General features: G+C 59.6%; 14 protein-coding genes. 6 read left to right on the forward strand and 8 right to left on the reverse strand.

The window, feature by feature from the left end; all coding sequences use genetic code 11:
* Positions 1 to 151: 151 nt before the first annotated feature.
* Complete coding sequence (locus CHH27_RS20855) at positions 152 to 1216, forward strand: DUF1176 domain-containing protein (protein ID WP_094073294.1); 1065 nt, start codon at positions 152 to 154, stop codon at positions 1214 to 1216.
* Here the strand turns inward: CHH27_RS20855 and CHH27_RS20860 are convergent.
* Complete coding sequence (locus tag CHH27_RS20860) at positions 1197 to 3245, reverse strand: bifunctional DedA family/phosphatase PAP2 family protein (protein WP_094073295.1); 2049 nt, start codon at positions 3243 to 3245, stop codon at positions 1197 to 1199. The two genes, CHH27_RS20855 and CHH27_RS20860, sit on opposite strands and share 20 nt — an antisense overlap.
* Positions 3246 to 3468: 223 nt before the next feature.
* On the opposite strand from CHH27_RS20860, the gene pap reads away from it, so the two are divergent.
* Positions 3469 to 4935, forward strand: coding sequence for a polyphosphate:AMP phosphotransferase (pap, locus tag CHH27_RS20865; RefSeq protein ID WP_198338263.1), 1467 nt, complete (start codon positions 3469 to 3471; stop codon positions 4933 to 4935).
* Positions 4936 to 5136: 201 nt separating this feature from the next.
* Here pap and CHH27_RS27750 read toward each other — a convergent pair whose 3' ends face one another.
* Positions 5137 to 5844 carry a hypothetical protein gene (locus CHH27_RS27750; RefSeq protein ID WP_157739014.1) on the reverse strand — a complete coding sequence of 236 codons (708 nt, stop codon included), beginning with the start codon at positions 5842 to 5844 and terminating at the stop codon, positions 5137 to 5139.
* A 349-nt stretch (positions 5845 to 6193) separates the two neighbouring features.
* Here CHH27_RS27750 and CHH27_RS20885 point away from each other — a divergent pair, with 349 nt between their 5' ends.
* A complete protein-coding gene (locus tag CHH27_RS20885; RefSeq protein ID WP_157739015.1) occupies positions 6194 to 6439 on the forward strand; it encodes a hypothetical protein in 246 nt (81 codons plus the stop codon).
* 604 nt (positions 6440 to 7043) lie between these two features.
* Here the strand turns inward: CHH27_RS20885 and CHH27_RS20890 are convergent.
* Positions 7044 to 8222, reverse strand: a complete 1179-nt coding sequence (locus tag CHH27_RS20890) for an alanine--glyoxylate aminotransferase family protein (protein ID WP_094073300.1) — start codon at positions 8220 to 8222, stop codon at positions 7044 to 7046.
* Between the two features lie 383 nt (positions 8223 to 8605).
* On the opposite strand from CHH27_RS20890, the gene CHH27_RS20895 reads away from it, so the two are divergent.
* On the forward strand, positions 8606 to 9640 hold the full coding sequence (locus CHH27_RS20895; RefSeq protein WP_094073301.1) for an N-formylglutamate amidohydrolase: 1035 nt from the start codon (positions 8606 to 8608) through the stop codon (positions 9638 to 9640).
* 36 nt (positions 9641 to 9676) lie between these two features.
* Here the strand turns inward: CHH27_RS20895 and CHH27_RS20900 are convergent, their stop codons facing one another.
* The gene (locus tag CHH27_RS20900) at positions 9677 to 10855 is read right to left on the reverse strand and encodes an FAD-binding oxidoreductase (RefSeq protein ID WP_094073302.1); all 1179 of its coding nucleotides are present in this window, start codon (positions 10853 to 10855) and stop codon (positions 9677 to 9679) included.
* An 83-nt stretch (positions 10856 to 10938) separates the two neighbouring features.
* Entirely contained in the window at positions 10939 to 12156 is a 1218-nt protein-coding gene (locus tag CHH27_RS20905) for an acyl-CoA dehydrogenase (RefSeq protein ID WP_198338264.1), read from the reverse strand.
* 161 nt (positions 12157 to 12317) lie between these two features.
* On the opposite strand from CHH27_RS20905, the gene gcvA reads away from it, so the two are divergent.
* Positions 12318 to 13241, forward strand: a complete 924-nt coding sequence (gene gcvA, locus CHH27_RS20910) for a transcriptional regulator GcvA (protein ID WP_094073303.1) — start codon at positions 12318 to 12320, stop codon at positions 13239 to 13241.
* A gap of 13 nt (positions 13242 to 13254) precedes the next feature.
* Positions 13255 to 14169, forward strand: a complete 915-nt coding sequence (gene yegS / locus CHH27_RS20915) for a lipid kinase YegS (protein ID WP_094073304.1) — start codon at positions 13255 to 13257, stop codon at positions 14167 to 14169.
* A gap of 13 nt (positions 14170 to 14182) precedes the next feature.
* On the opposite strand, the gene CHH27_RS20920 is transcribed toward yegS, so the two are convergent.
* The 3 genes from CHH27_RS20920 to CHH27_RS20930 are packed head-to-tail and all read right to left on the reverse strand — an operon-like array spanning position 14183 to position 16295.
* Entirely contained in the window at positions 14183 to 14974 is a 792-nt protein-coding gene (locus tag CHH27_RS20920; protein ID WP_198338265.1) for a cephalosporin hydroxylase family protein, read from the reverse strand.
* Positions 14971 to 15807, reverse strand: coding sequence for an NAD(P)-dependent oxidoreductase (locus CHH27_RS20925; RefSeq protein WP_157739016.1), 837 nt, complete (start codon positions 15805 to 15807; stop codon positions 14971 to 14973). Before CHH27_RS20925 ends, CHH27_RS20920 begins: the two co-directional genes overlap by 4 nt.
* Positions 15804 to 16295, reverse strand: a complete 492-nt coding sequence (locus CHH27_RS20930; protein WP_094073306.1) for a DapH/DapD/GlmU-related protein — start codon at positions 16293 to 16295, stop codon at positions 15804 to 15806. The genes CHH27_RS20925 and CHH27_RS20930 overlap by 4 nt, the downstream gene beginning before the upstream one ends.
* Positions 16296 to 16328: the final 33 nt, after the last annotated feature.

Consider the following 16328-nt stretch of genomic DNA (forward strand, 5'->3'; position numbering starts at 1 on the left):
ATATATGAATATAATGCCAAAAGATCAAGAGCCTCGAGATCAACTGGCGACAGGTTTGGTCAAAAACGACAGGCTGGCACCAGGGCCTTTTTTGCGGCACTTTCTGGGAGACAGGGCGGCCGTCATTTGCGCCCGGATGTTGGGGGGACATATGAAAGCATTGACTGCACTTGCCGGGCTGATCGGGGCCATGGCTCTGTTGCTCGGCGGCAACCCGGCCGCACGTGCCGCGGAGGATGACACGAAAATAGCCCTGAAACTGTTCGGCAAACAGGACATTGAAAGCGACCTCGGTACCTGCCGGTTCTCTCTCTGGCAGGATGACCGCGACCCCGAAACGGACCGCTACGCCTATCTGTTTCACGTCAATTCCGGCGATCGGGGCTATGCCGGTCCGGCGCGGGTGAAGATTGGCGACACGGTGCATCAGCTCTTTGAACTTGCCGCCGGCGGGGCGGCCTCGAACGAAGTCGCTGGCCATTATCTCTATGCCAGCGATAACCGGGAGGTGCGGGTTCACATTGAAATCCGGAGCGCTGACCAGAGTGGAGAAGACAATCGGATCAGCGATGCCGTGATGACCGTGATCCAGAAAGGCAAAGTTCCGTTTGTTGCCATTGCCAAGGGTGTTCTGGGCTGTGGAGGGCAGCAAACGGCGTCAGCGGCACCGGCCTATCAGCCTGATGCGCGAGCCCCCGGCCTGCCCAACGGCATTCCGATCGGGCGGCAAACCCTTCTGAACGACATGTCCGAACTGCCGCCCGTTCTGGTTCAGCTGATGCGCGAACAGACCGGCGATGAATGCGATGTCGACGGCTACCATGCCTGGGGCGGCGCGCGGTATGTCATCAACGACTATTATCTGCTGTGGGAAGTGCCCTGCATCTCGGCGGCCTATCAGGCGGCCAGCGTCCTGGCCGTGACCGAGAACCCGCCGCGGGGCTGGGGCAACCTTCTCACCCTGCCGAACCCACCCGGCATTTCCGGTGAAGACTACCAGGCCATGAATGCCGATATACTCGGTCCCAAGGGACTGGTCCGCACCACCGCGCTCAGCCGCGGTGTCGGAGATTGTGGCCGCTACCGGGTTCACCGGCTGATCGACGGACCCGGCGAGGTTCTGGAGCTGGAACTCCTCGAATACCGGGAAAAAACCGACTGTGACGGGATCGAAATGGCCCCCAAGGAGTGGCCTCTTATCTACCAGTCCTATTAAGCTTGTCAGCGCCGCCGGTCTGGACCTGTGCTTCCGGCCCGGTGGCAAGCACCACCTTTATGCCGTCGGCGCGCTGGCGGGTTTGCGCCCCGGGCAGCAACAGGGCCGGGTTGTCGGCCGGGTCGGGTACATGGACGTCTGTCCGCGGGCCCGAGAATTCGCCCATGGGTCTGAGAATATCTTCATGAACGACGCTGCCGAGATAGAGCGCCTGCAGGCTGCCGCCCTCCAGGATCTCGTAGCGGCTTGGCCAGAGCCTCAGCACCCAGCGGCCACCGGCTTCGTCGGTGTCCTTGCGGATCAGCACCAGATCGGGTTGGCGGCCATTCTGGCTGCGCGGCAGGATCGGCAGGGAATCGGACGGGGTCTTGCCTTCCACAAAACCGCCCGCTGTCGTCAGCGACCATTTTGGTGGCAGCTGCCAGCCGGCTTTTTCGGCCGTATGGGCAAAGTGTTCAAGTGACCCGGAATACTGGATGACCAAGGGTTCCTCGCGGTCGCCATTCAGTTCGATCCGCCGCGCCGGCAGGCTTTGCCAGCCACTCTGGCGCCAGCCGGACGCCGTCAGCACTTCGGTGTTCGAGCGCGGTTCATAGGTCAGAAGCGCCTTGTCGAATGTGCTCGAAATGTGCCAGCCGCCGAACACGGCAAGGGTCGCCACAACGATGCCGGCTACGGTTGCACGTCCGATCTTCTCATTGTGAATCGGCCCGAAGACGAAGGCGAAGGCGGACACCATGGCCGTGCCGAAGAGAAGCCCGGCCAGAACGTCCGACATCCAGTGGGCGCCGAGATAGACACGCGAGAAGCCGATGGTGATGACGAAACTGGCGGCAATGGTGAAGATACTGGCCTTGGCCCAGCGATTGAGATCATGGGCGATCAGAACGGCGCAGATCCCGAACAGAACCGCCGTCAGCGTGGCATGGCCACTGGGGAAGCTGTAGGCGTCGGCGCCGGCATAGAGCTCGATTGGCCGCGAGCGGTGCAGCATCAGTTTGAACAGCGGTACGAACAGGGCCGTGCCGGCCATGGCGATGATGAACCCGGTGCCGCGCCGCCAGGCCTTGCGGCCAAACAGGTAAGCCGCGACGGCCACCGTGACGGCCGTGACGACGACGCCATCGCCGAGCGACGTCATGAACACCATGATCTTGTCGCCGACAGGTGTGCGCAGACTGTCAAAGAGGTTCAGGATGGCCAGATCTGCCCGCACCATCGGCTCGCCCGGGGCCACCTCGCCGACGATCCAGAAGAACAGCGGCATGGTGATCAGGAGCAGCAGCGCGGAGGCCAGCATGCCCGTGGACCGGGGATGGGCCGGATCGAAATTGCGCGCGATCCATTGTGACACCCGGTCCTCGCGCCTGGCAAAGCCGCGCACGATGGCTGCGTGGGTGTTCGGGAAGAGGGGCAGAACGATCAGGATCAGCCAGCGGCCGAGCATGACAATCAGGAACACCACGAAGAGCAGTGCCCCCAGCACAAGCGCCAGCCGGCCGCTGATCTGGCCAATGGCTCCAAGTGCGGATCCCGCAATGATGCCGGGAGCGATATGGACGATGGTCCAGGCGAAGGCGGAGGTGACGTTGACCACCGAAAAGCGGGTGAAATTCATGCCGGCCATGCCGGCAATGCCCGGAACGACCGATTTCACACCGGGCACGAACCGGCCGATGAAGACGCTTTTGCCGCCGTGTTTCTGGAAGAACTGCTCGCCGGCCTCCACCAGGTGGGCATATTTGTTGAGCGGCCACATGGTCTTGATCTTGTCCTTGAAGCGCCAGCCGATCCAGTAGGAGATGGCGTCGCCGGCCGTCGCCCCGAGCGTGGTCCAGATGAACAGCGGCACCGGATCCAGTTTGCCGAGCCCGACCAGCGTGCCCGCGCCCACAAGCACCACCGTGGTCGGCACGAACAGGCCGATGATGAACAGAGCCTCGCCCATGGCGGCAAGAAAACAGATCAGCCCGGCAAGGGACGGGTTTTCGGCAATGAAGGTCAGGACGGGGTCAAGAAAGTCTGTCACGAACGTCGTCTGGTCGTTTCTGAAAAGGCGCTAATCAAGCCCTCGTCCCCGGTTGGCACGGCCATCCGGATGAGTCGGTTACCGCTTCATATAAGCGTGTCGTCTTTCATCCAACAGCCAAATTGTACTTTCTCCTGCCAGCCGCGAACAAACCGTAACGATGGCTTTTTCGATTGAGCTGTTTCAAGATGCACCCAGCGCGCCTTTTCCGAGGAGATCTTTCGTGTTCGAATCCGCCCGCCTGCCGCAGAAAATGACCAAGAAAGACTTCAAGAAACTGGAGCCCAAGTTGCGGGAAGCGCTGCTGGAGGCGCAGTTGCCCGTGGTCGAGAAGCAGCCCTTTTCAACTCTCATTCTGGTCGATGGTCTGGATGGCGCCGGCAAGGGCGAGGCCGTGGCCCGGCTTTATGGCTGGATGGACGCGCGCCATCTGGTCTGTAACGCCTATGGAGAGCCGATGGACGAGGCCCGCCTGCGCCCTCCGCTCTGGCGCTACTGGCGGGATCTTCCGGCCAAGGGCGAAACGGCGATTGTCTTCGGCAGCTGGTACCAGTTCGTGCTCCGGGACTGGATCTACAAGAAGATCGACGACGACGCCTTTGAAAAGGCGCTGACGCGCATTCGCCGGTTTGAGGAGATGCTGGCCAACGAGGATGTCCTGATCCTGAAATTCTGGTTCTATCTGCCCAAGAAGGAACAGGAAAAGCGCCTGGAACACATTTCCAAGAAAGACGCGGCCCGGCACGTCCTGGCCGACTGGGCGGCGCTGAAACACCACAAGAAGGCCAGCGAGGCCGGTGAAAAGATCATCCTGGAAACCAGCAAGGGCCACGCGCCCTGGTTCGTGATCCCGTCCCAGGACCCGGAGTACCGGGATTCAGCCCTTGCACAGACGGTTGCCAGTGCCATGAAACTCAAGCTGGAGGATGGCGAGCCGCAATCGATTGCCGCCCCGCCTGTCGTTGGGGGCCTCAAACGGGAAACCGCGGTCGATGCCATCGACCTCACCGAGACGCTGGAAAAGGAAGAATATCACGCGCTCCGGGACCAGTATCAGCATCAGCTGTCCGAACTCTCCGACCGCAAGGCCCTCACCAAAACCGGCGTGGTGCTGGTGTTCCAGGGCAATGATGCAGCCGGCAAGGGCGGCGCGATCCGCCGGGTGATCCGCCCGCTCGATCCGCGCATCTACAAGGTGCACCCGATCTCGGCGCCGACCGACGAAGAAAAGGCCCGCCCCTATCTGTGGCGCTTCTGGCGCCGGCTGCCACGCAAGGGCCATTTCGCCATCTTCGACCGCTCCTGGTACGAGCGGGTGCTGGTCGAACGGGTCGAAGGCTTTGCCGGCCACGAGGACTGGCTGCGCGCCTACAACGAGATCAACGAGTTCGAACAGGAACTGACGGATTTCGGCTTCATCGTCTGCAAGTTCTGGCTGGCGATTTCCGAAGAGGAACAGCTGCGCCGGTTCAAGGCCCGCGAGGACACGGCCTACAAGCAGCACAAGATCACCGACGAGGACTGGCGCAACCGCCTCAAATGGGACCAATACGCCATCGCCGCCGGCGACATGGTCGACCGGACGTCCACCCACTACGCCCCCTGGACCCTGGTGTCGTCAGAGGACAAGCGCCATGCGCGGGTGAAGGTGCTGAAGACGATTTGTGAGCGGTTGGAGGAGGTGCTTTAGGGGGCTTGGGCCTTGGCGCCAACCCATATAGGAACCAATGTGCTTCGGGATATCTCTGCTTCAAGAGACAATCTCCGAAACATTCTTGGTAGGCCTAGCAAGTGAAAGAGCGTATTGCAATTTCTGAAGAGAAACTTGCAGTACCTTCAAACAACGTGTCGCCAATTCATTGATTTTTCGCCAGAATTCGATGTTCTCATACTATCGAATTTTCTCGCACGCGAGCAGTTGAATATATGGCGCGTTGGTGCCTTCTTTCTCTCCCGCATTGCTGATGTTGTGATTATGTGCACCAGCGGCGTCAAGTTGGTGGGTATGATTTCCTCCGCCACCTGATGTTTTTGTGTCCACACGACCAAATCTCATAGCCCCGCCGGCAAAGTTGCTTCTGTTGTCGTTAAGTGTGCCGTTGTCAGTCGATCGATAAGTGTGTGTGTGGTTGCCTGCTACCGCAGCGACATGGGTATGTTCACTTACTCCAGACGCGACATGACTGTGCTGGCCAACGGCGCGTTGTTCCTTGTCTTCCAGAGGGTTACCGACAGTCGCACCCAATACGCCGCCCTGGTTCAAGGCCACGACATATCTACCGCGCGCATTGTCGTAGGGGCGCCAAGCGTCGTTAGGACACTCTGTATCACGGAAAAAGACAATTGAACCGCGGGGTATCGCTGACTTCCTCACGGATTCAATCTCTAACTCAAGTTCTGCCTGCTTGGATGTTAAAGCTTCAACGTTGTTTATTAGAAGGCGAATTGCGGCATCGTTACCGGTCGTCGTCTGTGCGAGAGACGCATTTGAAAATGTGAGGCTAGTTAGAAAGCTCAGCAATCCCGTCGCAATTATTCCGCGCCCTGTAGAGCTTATCTGTTGCACATAAGTAGATGTTAACTCGTTGACTATCCTCATTTGTAGCCTCTTCGGTGCCAAATCTATGTTCCCAAATCAGTCGCAAAGGAGAAGTTTCTAGGCCGAATAGATCCTTGAGCGCATTGTTGAATTCAACGAGAACAAGCAACGCAATTAAGAACGCGCCTATACCACCCCAGCTCTTAAGTAAGTTTATCATTGTGCCAACTTGACTATCAAAAGTTGCAATATTGTTCCACAAAATTCTCACGTACTGCTGTCTTGGAAGGTGGTTTGATCCTTCAACGTCACGTTACCGGCTCATCTGCAATAGGTTAAGCATCGAGTTTGGCAGGATGCATTCATCTAGTAAAAATGGCTCCCTCACCTCCCCCCGCCAGATAGTCCATTGCCGCCTGAATCCGCCCTTGCCATGCGGAATGCCCTGTTTTATCGGCTGCAGCCAAGCGTGAGCGGCCCAAATCCAGAAGATGAAGGGGAAAACGCCACCCAAAAAACCGCGGCCGCCATCGGAGGGCGGGGAAACAATCATGTCCTGAAATTGGTATTGTACAATCGCAATGTCCTAGATAAAGCGACCGCACGCGTTCTTGCGCAGTTTCGCGATGGTTTTCTGGCTGAAACGATTGAATAAAGCTTCGAACAATTTGGGATTGAGGTCCAGTCCGATGGTTAGAATTGCTCTTTTTGTTTTGGTGTGTGCTGTTTTTTCAAGTGCTACTCAAGCAGAAATAGCCCCCGGCCCTTACATCCCGCCAAAGCACGCAGTGGCCGCGTATTTCATTCAGCATTACAGCAGAGATAAAGATTTTAAAAAATGTTTCAGCCTGTGGGGGGCAAGAGAAATATAGTGTTAAGTGCGATAATTATTTAGAAGAAGCAAAATCGTTTTTATCTTATATTCGTTTCGATGAAGAAAAATATCTGAAGATAATGATAAAATCCTATAAGGAATTTTTGTTGCGTTATCCAAACGACTGCGCAGAACTTCAGATGCCGCCGACTGAAAAATATTATGCTCTCAAATGCGATGACACCTTTCGCACGTTGATGCGTGAAATCGGCAGAGAAACAGTTAAATGAATTTTGAATCTGCGAGCTGTAGGCCAAGTAATGAATATGGATTTAGTGAGCGTTGAATACAGTTTTGCCTTCTTCAGATGACGATGGCCGCGCGCTTCGAGATACCTCTAAACCAGCTTTTTGCTGAGCTTGTTTTCTGGATATCGACACCCCCCTCAAACCACCTCCGCCAGATAGTCCATCGCCGCCTGAACTCCGCCCTTGCCATGCGGAATGCCAAGCTTCGTGAGACCCAGCTCGATCGATGACAGCGTCCCGAGCAGCATCACCGCGTTGACATGGCCCATATGGGCAATGCGGATGCCCTTGCCGGAAAGGCCTCCAATGGTACCGCCGATGGTGACGCCGCAGGTTTCCTTGGTGAAGGCGCGCAAGGCTTCTGCTTCGTCCCCGTCAAACAGCGCCACGGTGACACTGTTGGAGCGGGCATGCGGGTCGGTGATGTTGAAGCGGAGCGCGCCGCCCTCGGCCCAGACGGCGACGGCGCGCCGCGTGGCTTCGGCCAGCAGGGCGTGCCGATGCCAGGCCTTTTCGAGGCCTTCGTCGAACAGCAGTTCCATCGCCTTTTTAAAGGCGAACAGCATATGTTCAGGCGGCGTGCCGCAATATTTCTGGTAATGCACTTCGCCCTGGCGGAAGGTCCAGTCGGTATAATGGGTCTTCAGGTTGGCGCTTTCATGAGCCTTGTCGGCCTTCGGGCCCGCAGCGATGAAGGAAAGACCTGGCGGACACATCAGGCCCTTTTGGGAGCCGGTCAGAGAGACATCGACGCCCCAGGCATCCATTTCGAACGGCACACAGCCGAGAGAGGCAATGGTGTCGACCATGAAGAGGGCCGGATGGCCGGCCGCGTCGATGGCCTTGCGGAGCGCGGCAATGTCGTTCCAGACGCCCGAGGCCGTGTCGATCTGCACCACCAGGATGGCGGCAATCTCGTGCGCCGTGTCCGCCCTCAGCCGGGCTTCGAGAGCGGTCGGATCGACCGCCCTGTCATAGCCGCCCGGCAGAATTTCAGCTTCAAGTCCCATGACACCGGCCGCTTCCCCCCATCCGGTGGCGAACAGGCCTGATTCAAGCACAAGGATCTTGTCGCCCCGTTTCAGGGTGTTTGAAAGCGCGGCATCCCAGGCGCCATGGCCGTTGGCGGCGTAGATGTAGGTTTTGCCCTCTGTGCGGAAGAGGTGTTTCAGCCGCGTCAGGCAATAGTCCGTCGTTTCCAGCAGCGGCCCGTCATAGATGTCGATGGCCGGCTTGTGCATGGCTCGCAGAACCTCTTCCGGAACGTTGGTCGGGCCGGGGATCATCAGAAATTCTTTGCCATTGCGGAGCGTCATGGCGGGTCCTCGTTTGAAGGGGCGGTGCGTGAAGGGCCGGAGGCCGGAAGAGGGCGACCCAGGCCAGGGTCAGATCGAAAATTGCCTGCAATTCCACGTTCGTCAAGCCGCCGCAACGGCAGTTGACTTACTGTGAGCCCCGGGGGCGCGGGAGATTGCAATCTCGAATAACTGGTGATTTCTCGAACTTGGCGCGCCACGGCAATTGCCAGGCATTTGCGCGCGACGGTAAGGTTGGCCAAGTCGTTGGAAACTCTGAAATTTGCGATTGCATATGGGTTGCGGCGGTCTGCCCTGTCTCACAGCTGCAAAGAAAATGTCTTGTTTCCGTTAAGTAAATTCTCCAAGTTAGAAATCAGATCTCGTCGTTTAGGCGTTGCTGCATGATCCTGGTTGAAGAAGGTCAAAGCCCGATAGTTCTGTGCCTGCCTCACAGTGGCGCGGACCTGCCGAACGCTGTCGAAAAGCGCCTGAATGCGACCGGCCGCCTGCAGGCGGATCTCGCCTGGCGTCTCGAGCGTGTCTTTGACTTTCACAAAGAGCTCGATGTGACGGTGCTGCGTTCGTCTGTTTCGCGCTATGTGATTGATCTGGACCGCGACCCGGAGACACCGGTCGACAGGGCGATGAACCCGGCGGAAGCGCTGTGTCCGGCGACAACGCTCGACGGCAAGCGCATCTACCAGGACGGCGAAGAGCCCGGGCCGACGGAGATCGAGCAGCGCACGCTGCTGTTTCATGCACCGTTTCACAAGGCGTTGCAGCGCCAGGTCGACCGTCTGCAGCGACAGCATCGCAATGTCATCATTCTCGACTGCCAGTCCATGCGCTCCCACATCAAGGGCGTGACGGAAAATGGTCTGCCGCTTGTCAGCATCGGCACCCTGGGCGGCAGTTCGTGCGATCCGGACCTGCGCAACACCCTGGTTGGATCGTTCAAGGGACAGCAGGGCTATACCGTCAGCGTCGATGAGCAGATGCAGGGCGGTTTCATCAGTCAGAGCTTCGGCCGGCCGGACCGCGGCCTGCATGCGGTCTCGGTGTTGCTGGCGCAGCGGTCCTACCTGCGCCATGAATCGCCCCCCTTCGAGCCGGACAAGACCCGCCTCACGCGGCTGCGCGCCGTGCTGGCGGAGGCCATGACCCGTCTGGTGGACTGGACGGGCATGGGCGGCGCCGGTCCGGTTGAGCCGGATGCGTCGGGAAAAGCAGCGCCATCGGCCGAACATGTTGAGGAGACTTCTCAGGGGGAGGAGGCCTCACCTCCTGAGCAGCTGGATACCACTTCCGCGACCGCCGACGACGTCGAAAAGACGGATATTATTCCGGTTGATCCGATGACGCTGACCAGGGTCAGCCAGTCTCAGGCGGGTAAGGTCGAAGATGGCCCTGTGACGCCGCTGCTTGTTGCCGAATAATTCCAAGGCTTTGCAAAGCCGCGGCCCCCGGCTTCATCAAACGACATTCTTTTCGATGATTGGCCGGTCTGTCGACAGTCGTTCGATGGACAAGGGCGACAGGTCCAGGGTCTGGTAACGGCCGGTCGCGATCATTTCGGCAAGGCCCCTGCCGACCGCCGGGGACTGCTGCAATCCATGACCGGAAAAACCAAGTGCAAGATGGAACCCGGGAAGGTCCGGCACCGGCCCGATGAAAGCGTTGTGATCAAAAAGGTTCATGTCGTAACTGCCCGCCCAGGCCGCGCCCGGCTTGATCGCCTCGAAGGCCGGAACCCGGGCAGCCAGGGTCGGCCAGATGTGGTCTTCAAAGAGGCTGTAGTCGACATCGAAATCAGAGCAGTCCGGGTCCCTGTCCGCTGGGGGAGCCGAACCGCAGATATAGCCCGTCCCTTCCGGACGCGCATAAGTCCCGGTCGGGTCGATCAGCAGGGGGAAGCGCGCCAGTTGGTCCCGGCACTCGAAGGTAAAGACGCAGCGCTTTCTGGAGACGACCGGCACGTCGAGGCCTGCCTGGCGGCAGAGTTCGGCCCCGCCGGACGCGCCGGCGCAGTTGACGACAACGGGTGTGCTGAGCGTGTCTCCGGTTGAAAGCTGCACCTGCCAGTCCTCACCGGTGCGGCGCACCGAGGCCCGGTCGGCCAGATAGTCGACCCCAAGGGAACGGGCCTTCTTGCGGAAGGCCTGCATCAGGCCATAGCCGTCGAACCAGCCTTCACCGGTCAGACCATGGCAACCGGCGGCAAGGTCCGTGACGTCCAGCCATGGAAACTTGGCTTTCAGGCCGCTTGCATCCAGGTAACCGATATCCGCCCCGAGTTCCTGCTGGAGCCGGTGGTTCTCCTGAAGGATCTCGACCTTGTCCGGCGTTGCCAGAAACAGGTAGCCGCCTTCGTGAAGGTCGATCACCGGACGGTCGGTATCGACGGCAAGCGTTGCGCCGATGTCTCTCAGGAAGCGGATGCCGTAGAGCGAAATCTCGATATTGATCGCGCTGGAGAACTGCTGCCGGATCGAGGCTGCAGACCGGGCGGAGGCGCAGGTTTCATAGGCGGGGTCGGCCTCGATGACAACGATACGGCCGTCAAAGTCGTCGCGCATGGCCAGGTGGCAGGCAACGGCGGAGCCCATGACGGCGCCTCCGATAATGACAACATCCGCAGTCCGGTCCGACATGCCACCTCCCAGGTGTTGAAATCGCGCTCTGAATCAAGTGCGGGCGGTCAAGCCGCCCGCAACGAATCTCATGTGCCGTCGTCTCAGAAAAACGCCTGCAGCCCGGTCTGGGCGCGGCCGAGGATCAGCGCGTGAACGTCATGCGTGCCCTCGTAGGTGTTGACCGTTTCCAGGTTCTGGGCGTGCCGCATCACGTGGTATTCCTCCTGGATGCCGTTGCCGCCATGCATGTCGCGGGCCTGGCGGGCAATGTCCAGGGCCTTGCCGCAATTGTTGCGCTTGATCAGCGAGATCATTTCCGGCGCCACCTTGCCGGCATCGAACAGCTGACCAACCCGGAGAGCGGCCTGGAGGCCAAGGGTGATTTCGGTCTGCATGTCGGCCAGTTTCTTCTGGAACAGCTGGGTCTGGGCCAGCGGCCGGCCGAACTGTTCCCGGTCGAGGCCATATTGGCGCGCGCGGGTCCAGCAGTCCTCGGCAGCACCCATCGAGCCCCAGGCAATGCCGTAGCGGGCGCGGTTGAGGCAGCCGAACGGGCCCTTCAGACCGGAGACGTTGGGCAGCAGAGCCTCTTCGCCGACTTCCACGCCGTCCATGACGATTTCACCGGTGATGGAAGCGCGCAGTGACAGCTTGCCGCCGACCTTGGGGGCGGTAAGACCCTTGGTGCCCTTGTCGAGCACGAAGCCGCGAATGGCGCCATCATGCGCTTCGGACTTTGCCCAGACAACGAAGACATCGGCGATCGGCGAGTTGGAGATCCACATTTTCGAGCCGGTCAGCCGGTAGCCGCCGTCGATCTTTTCTGCGCGGGTGCGCATGCCGGCCGGGTCGGAGCCTGCATCGGGTTCGGTCAGGCCGAAGCAGCCAACAAATTCGCCGCTGGCAAGCTTCGGCAGGTATTTCTGGCGCTGTTCTTCCGAGCCATAGGCATAGATCGGATACATGACCAGGGAGGACTGGACGCTCATCATGGAGCGATAGCCACTGTCGACACGCTCGATTTCGCGCGCGACCACACCGTAGGACACATAAGAAGCCCCGGCACAGCCATACTCTTCCGGCAGCGTGACGCCCAGAAGGCCGAGTTCGCCCATCTCGTTGAAGATCGAGCGTTCGGTCTTTTCTTCCCGGTAGGCTTCGATAATGCGTGGCAGCAACTTGTCCTGGGCATAGGCGCGGGCGGTGTCCTGAATCAGCTGCTCGTCTTCGCCAAGCTGGTCGCGCAGGTGAAACGGATCCTGCCAGTCGAATGTGCCGCCGCCGGCAGGCGCGGACTTGATATTGGCGGGTGCATTCATGATCTTGTCTCCCGAAGCCTTATCCGATCCAGGCTCTTGGATTGCAGCCCAAATGGCCGCAGGTCATTCTGTTTCCTCCAATGTTGCCGTAATTTCGTTTGCAGAAAAGCGAAACCTCTTCCATCATTCATGACGAAATGGAATGAACTGAAAGAAAATCGATGAGACGCGCCTTTGTCCCGCCGGCCGACACGCTGATCGCCTTTGAATGTGCTGCCCGGCACCTGTCCTTCACACGGGCCGCCGAAGAACTGCATCTGACACAAGGGGCCGTTTCCAAACAGGTGCGCCATCTGGAGGACCGGCTGGGCGTGGAGCTGTTTCGCCGTGTCCGGCAGCGCATCGTGCTCACCGACGCGGGACGTCTTTACCTGCATGACATTCGGGGCGCCCTGGAACAGATGACGGCGGCGACCCGCCAGGTCATGTCCTATGCCGGCAGCGCCGATGTTCTGAACCTCGCAGTGTTGCCCACCTTCGGCACGCGCTGGCTGGCGCCGCGGCTGGCGGAGTTCGGCCGCCGGTATCCGGACGCCGGCCTGAACCTGAGTGTGCGGCTGCAACCCTTTGACTTCGACGAGGAGCCCTTTGACGGGGCCATCCACCACGGCGACCCTGTGTGGGCGGGCGCGATCGCCGAGCAGCTTTTTGACGAGGAGGTCATTCCGGTCGCTTCGCGCGTTTTTCGGGACCGCCACGAGATCCGCGCACCTGCCGATCTCGCCCGGGTGCCGCGCCTGCAGCTCGCCACCCGGCCTCTGGCCTGGCGGCAATGGTTTGATGCTGCCGGCGTGGAAACGGATTCGGCTTTTCAGGGGGCGCGGTTCGAGCAGTTCGTGATGATCTCGGAAGCCGCCATCCATCATGCGGGTGCAGCCCTGATCCCACGGCTCTTCATCGAGGCGGAACTTGCGTCGGGACGGCTGGTGCGCCTGTTCGACCTGTCTCTGGCGCAGCAGACCGCCTATTACTTCGTTTATCCGGAAGGCCGGACCATGCGGCCGGTCGTGGCAGCCTTTCGTCAGTGGTTGATGGAAGAGGCCCGCACGGCCCGTGCCGACCGAGAGACAATGTTGCCCGGTTGAGAGAATTGAGGACATGACTTTGGACAAGCAGCATCTGCGCCTGATCCTGAATGGCAAATCCGCCTCCCGACGGGACGTCCGTGCCGCCGTCGATGCGGTTCGCGGCATGGGACATGACGTATCCGTTCGCGTCACCTACGAAGCCGGAGATGTTGCCCGGCTTGTCGCCGATGCCCTGGCAGATCAGGCCGAATGTCGGATCGACACATTGGTCAGCGCGGGTGGCGACGGAACCTTGCATGAAGTGGTCGACGCGGTACTTCAGCACGTGCCCGCAGGAGACCGGCCCCCCTTTTCCTTCGCCGTCCTGCCACTCGGTACCGCCAACGATTTTGCCCGGCACATTCGTCTGGATCCGAATGACATTCCGGGCTGCCTGCGCTTTGCCGCAAGGGCGACGGCCAAGCCGATGGATGTTGGCGAGGTCAATGGCTGCATTTTCGTCAATATGGCGACCGGTGGCTTCGGCACGCAGGTCACCGCCCAGACCGATCCCAACCTGAAGAAGGTTCTGGGGGGTGCCGCCTATCTGTTCACAGGCCTGCACCGGTTTTCGGAACTCGCGGCCTGTGAAGCACGCGTAGAGGCAGAAGGGTTTTCCTGGCAGGGGCAGTTCCTGGCCCTCGCCGTCGGCAATGGCCGACGGGCCGGCGGCGGCATCAGGCTTTGCCCGCGGGCGAAGCTCGACGACGGTTTCCTCGACCTGACGATCGTTCCCTCACCCGAAAAGGGCAAGGCGATCGACCTGCTGTCGACCTTGCTCGACAGCGGCGTTGATGGCCTCAACGATCACATCATCCAGCGCAAGGTCCGCAATCTGACAATCGAGACGGCAGACCCGGTGCAGTTCAATCTCGACGGCGAGCCGATGACCGGAACCTCCTGGCAGATCGGCATCCGCCAGCATCAGATCGACATGAAGCGGTGAGGCTTGAAAACCGTCAGCCGATACGTTTCAACCAGCCGTCGGGGGCTGCCGAAATCAGGAGCTTGTTGTTTATCTCCTGATCGATTTCAAACTCCGGATGCGATTTCAGGAATTCATGCACGGCGGTCTTGGCGTTGTTGCCGGGCGCCCAAGGGCGGTCCGGGAAGGTATCCTCAGGCAGATCCTCGATCACGGTGTCGAACACAAGGCAATAGCTGTCTTTTGTCGCCAGCGACGCATATGCGTTGAGTTCGGCGATGACATGGTCATGGGTATGATTGCTGTCCAGGCAAACCAGGATTCGGTCATAGTCTCTGGCATAGTTGTGTACGCGCTGGATCATCTCGTCCTCGATCGAGGAGCCTTCGAACATGTCGATCTTGGCCGACATGGGATGGGCGGTCAGGGCGTCACGGTTATGCGCGCGAATGTCGATATCAATGCCGAGCACACGGCGTCGAGCCGTCTTCGGGTCCACAACACCACCGTTTTCCACGGCCTCGCAATAATCAAGCATGGCCAGCAGGGACGCGCTCATGATCAGAGAGCCACCATGAGCAATTCCGGTTTCGATAATCAGATCGGGCTTGGTTTCCCAAACCACTTCCTGAAACACGGTCATGTCAGTGGGCAGCTGAATGATCGGTCGGCCGCCCCAGGCGAAATTATACATGTACTTCTGGTCAAAGGCGGTTTTCATCCAGTCTCTGGACAGCGCCTGCCAGGCCTCCTGACCGGGATAGGTGGAAATCCGGGCCTCGCGCTCGATCTCGAATTGCCGGATAGGGTCGTTGGTGGTCGTCACTGCTGAGCTCCTGTTTGGGTCCCGCTTCTGATGCCGGCTGTTTCTATCAGCTGCGGCAGGTCCTCAAGCAGGGAACGCGGGGTAAAGTCAAATTCGTCTTGTAGCCTGGTGATATTTATTTTTGGAAAGGCACGGCGCGCACCACCGGGTGAGAAGGTGCAAGTCAAACCGTTTTTCTCAACAGCTTTTGCAATCTCGAAGTGGCTGACGGGCTGGCCGCTGGCAACGTTGTATGTCCGGTGAAGGCCACAACGTGCGATCTTTTCCGCCAGGTTGACAACATCGGAAATGGCAACATAGTCCTTGGCGGATTCCGGGCTCTCCAGGATATTCGCCTGGCCGGTTGTGACCAGATCTTCAAGCAGTGACCCGAGAAACGTCGCCTTGCTCTGGTCTGGACCATAGACGTTGGACAAACGGATAACCTTGACTGAAGGTTGATTTAGCGACAGGCAAAGCGCCTCTCCGAGCATCTTGGAGAGGTCGTAAGTGGTGTCGGCGGACGGCAGGACCTGGACCGGTGCATCCTCGCTGGTCTCTTCAAGGCCTCCGGCCAAAGCGTAGATCCGCGTGCTGGAAAAATAGACGAAAGACTCGAAGTCGGCCTGCTCCAGAAGCCTGGCGAGAAGGCCGGCATGAGCTTCGACGGTCGCCAGCGGATGGGCCCGGAAATTTCCGGTCATCCCAATGCCATAGAAAACACGGCCAAGCGGACCACTGAGACCGGCGAGCTCGCTGCGATCCGGCTCCGCGACCTCGTAGCCTGTGTCCCGAAGAGAACGGACGAGATTGCGCCCAATGAAGCCTTGGGCGCCCAACACCGTCGCCTTCATGTTCGCTCTCCGATCTGGCGCCAGGGATTGCCGGCAATCACCGCAAAGGCTGGAACCTCGTCCTTGACGACCGTACCGGCGGCGATCACGCATCCACTGTTGACGACGGCACCGTCCAGAAAGACGCAGTTGGCGCCGACCCAGACGTCATCGCCGATGGTGATGCCACCCCGGCTTGGCTGGAAACCCTGGTCGACAATCAGCCGGTTTCGGTCTCCGAAGGCATGATTGACCGGCGCAAAGGTGCAATTTGCTGCGACGGCTACATTGTTGCCGATGGAAAGCCCGTGGCCGGTGTAGATCACGCAGCCGGAATTTAGGGTGACATTCTCACCGATGGTTACATCGCCCGCGCCGCCGGCCGGCTTGATCTTGACAAAACTGTCGATGACCGAGCGCGCACCAATACGGATCACGGTGCCGCGCACGCTGTCCTCGATATCGGCCAGCGTGGAAATGCGTGCGGTTGGGTCGATCTGAAGGGTCATGAGGGGTCAGTCGCGGCTTTCGGAAAGTCTCTG

Source organism: Labrenzia sp. VG12 (genome assembly GCF_002237595.1).
In the GTDB taxonomy this organism is placed as follows: Bacteria; Pseudomonadota; Alphaproteobacteria; order Rhizobiales; family Stappiaceae; genus Roseibium.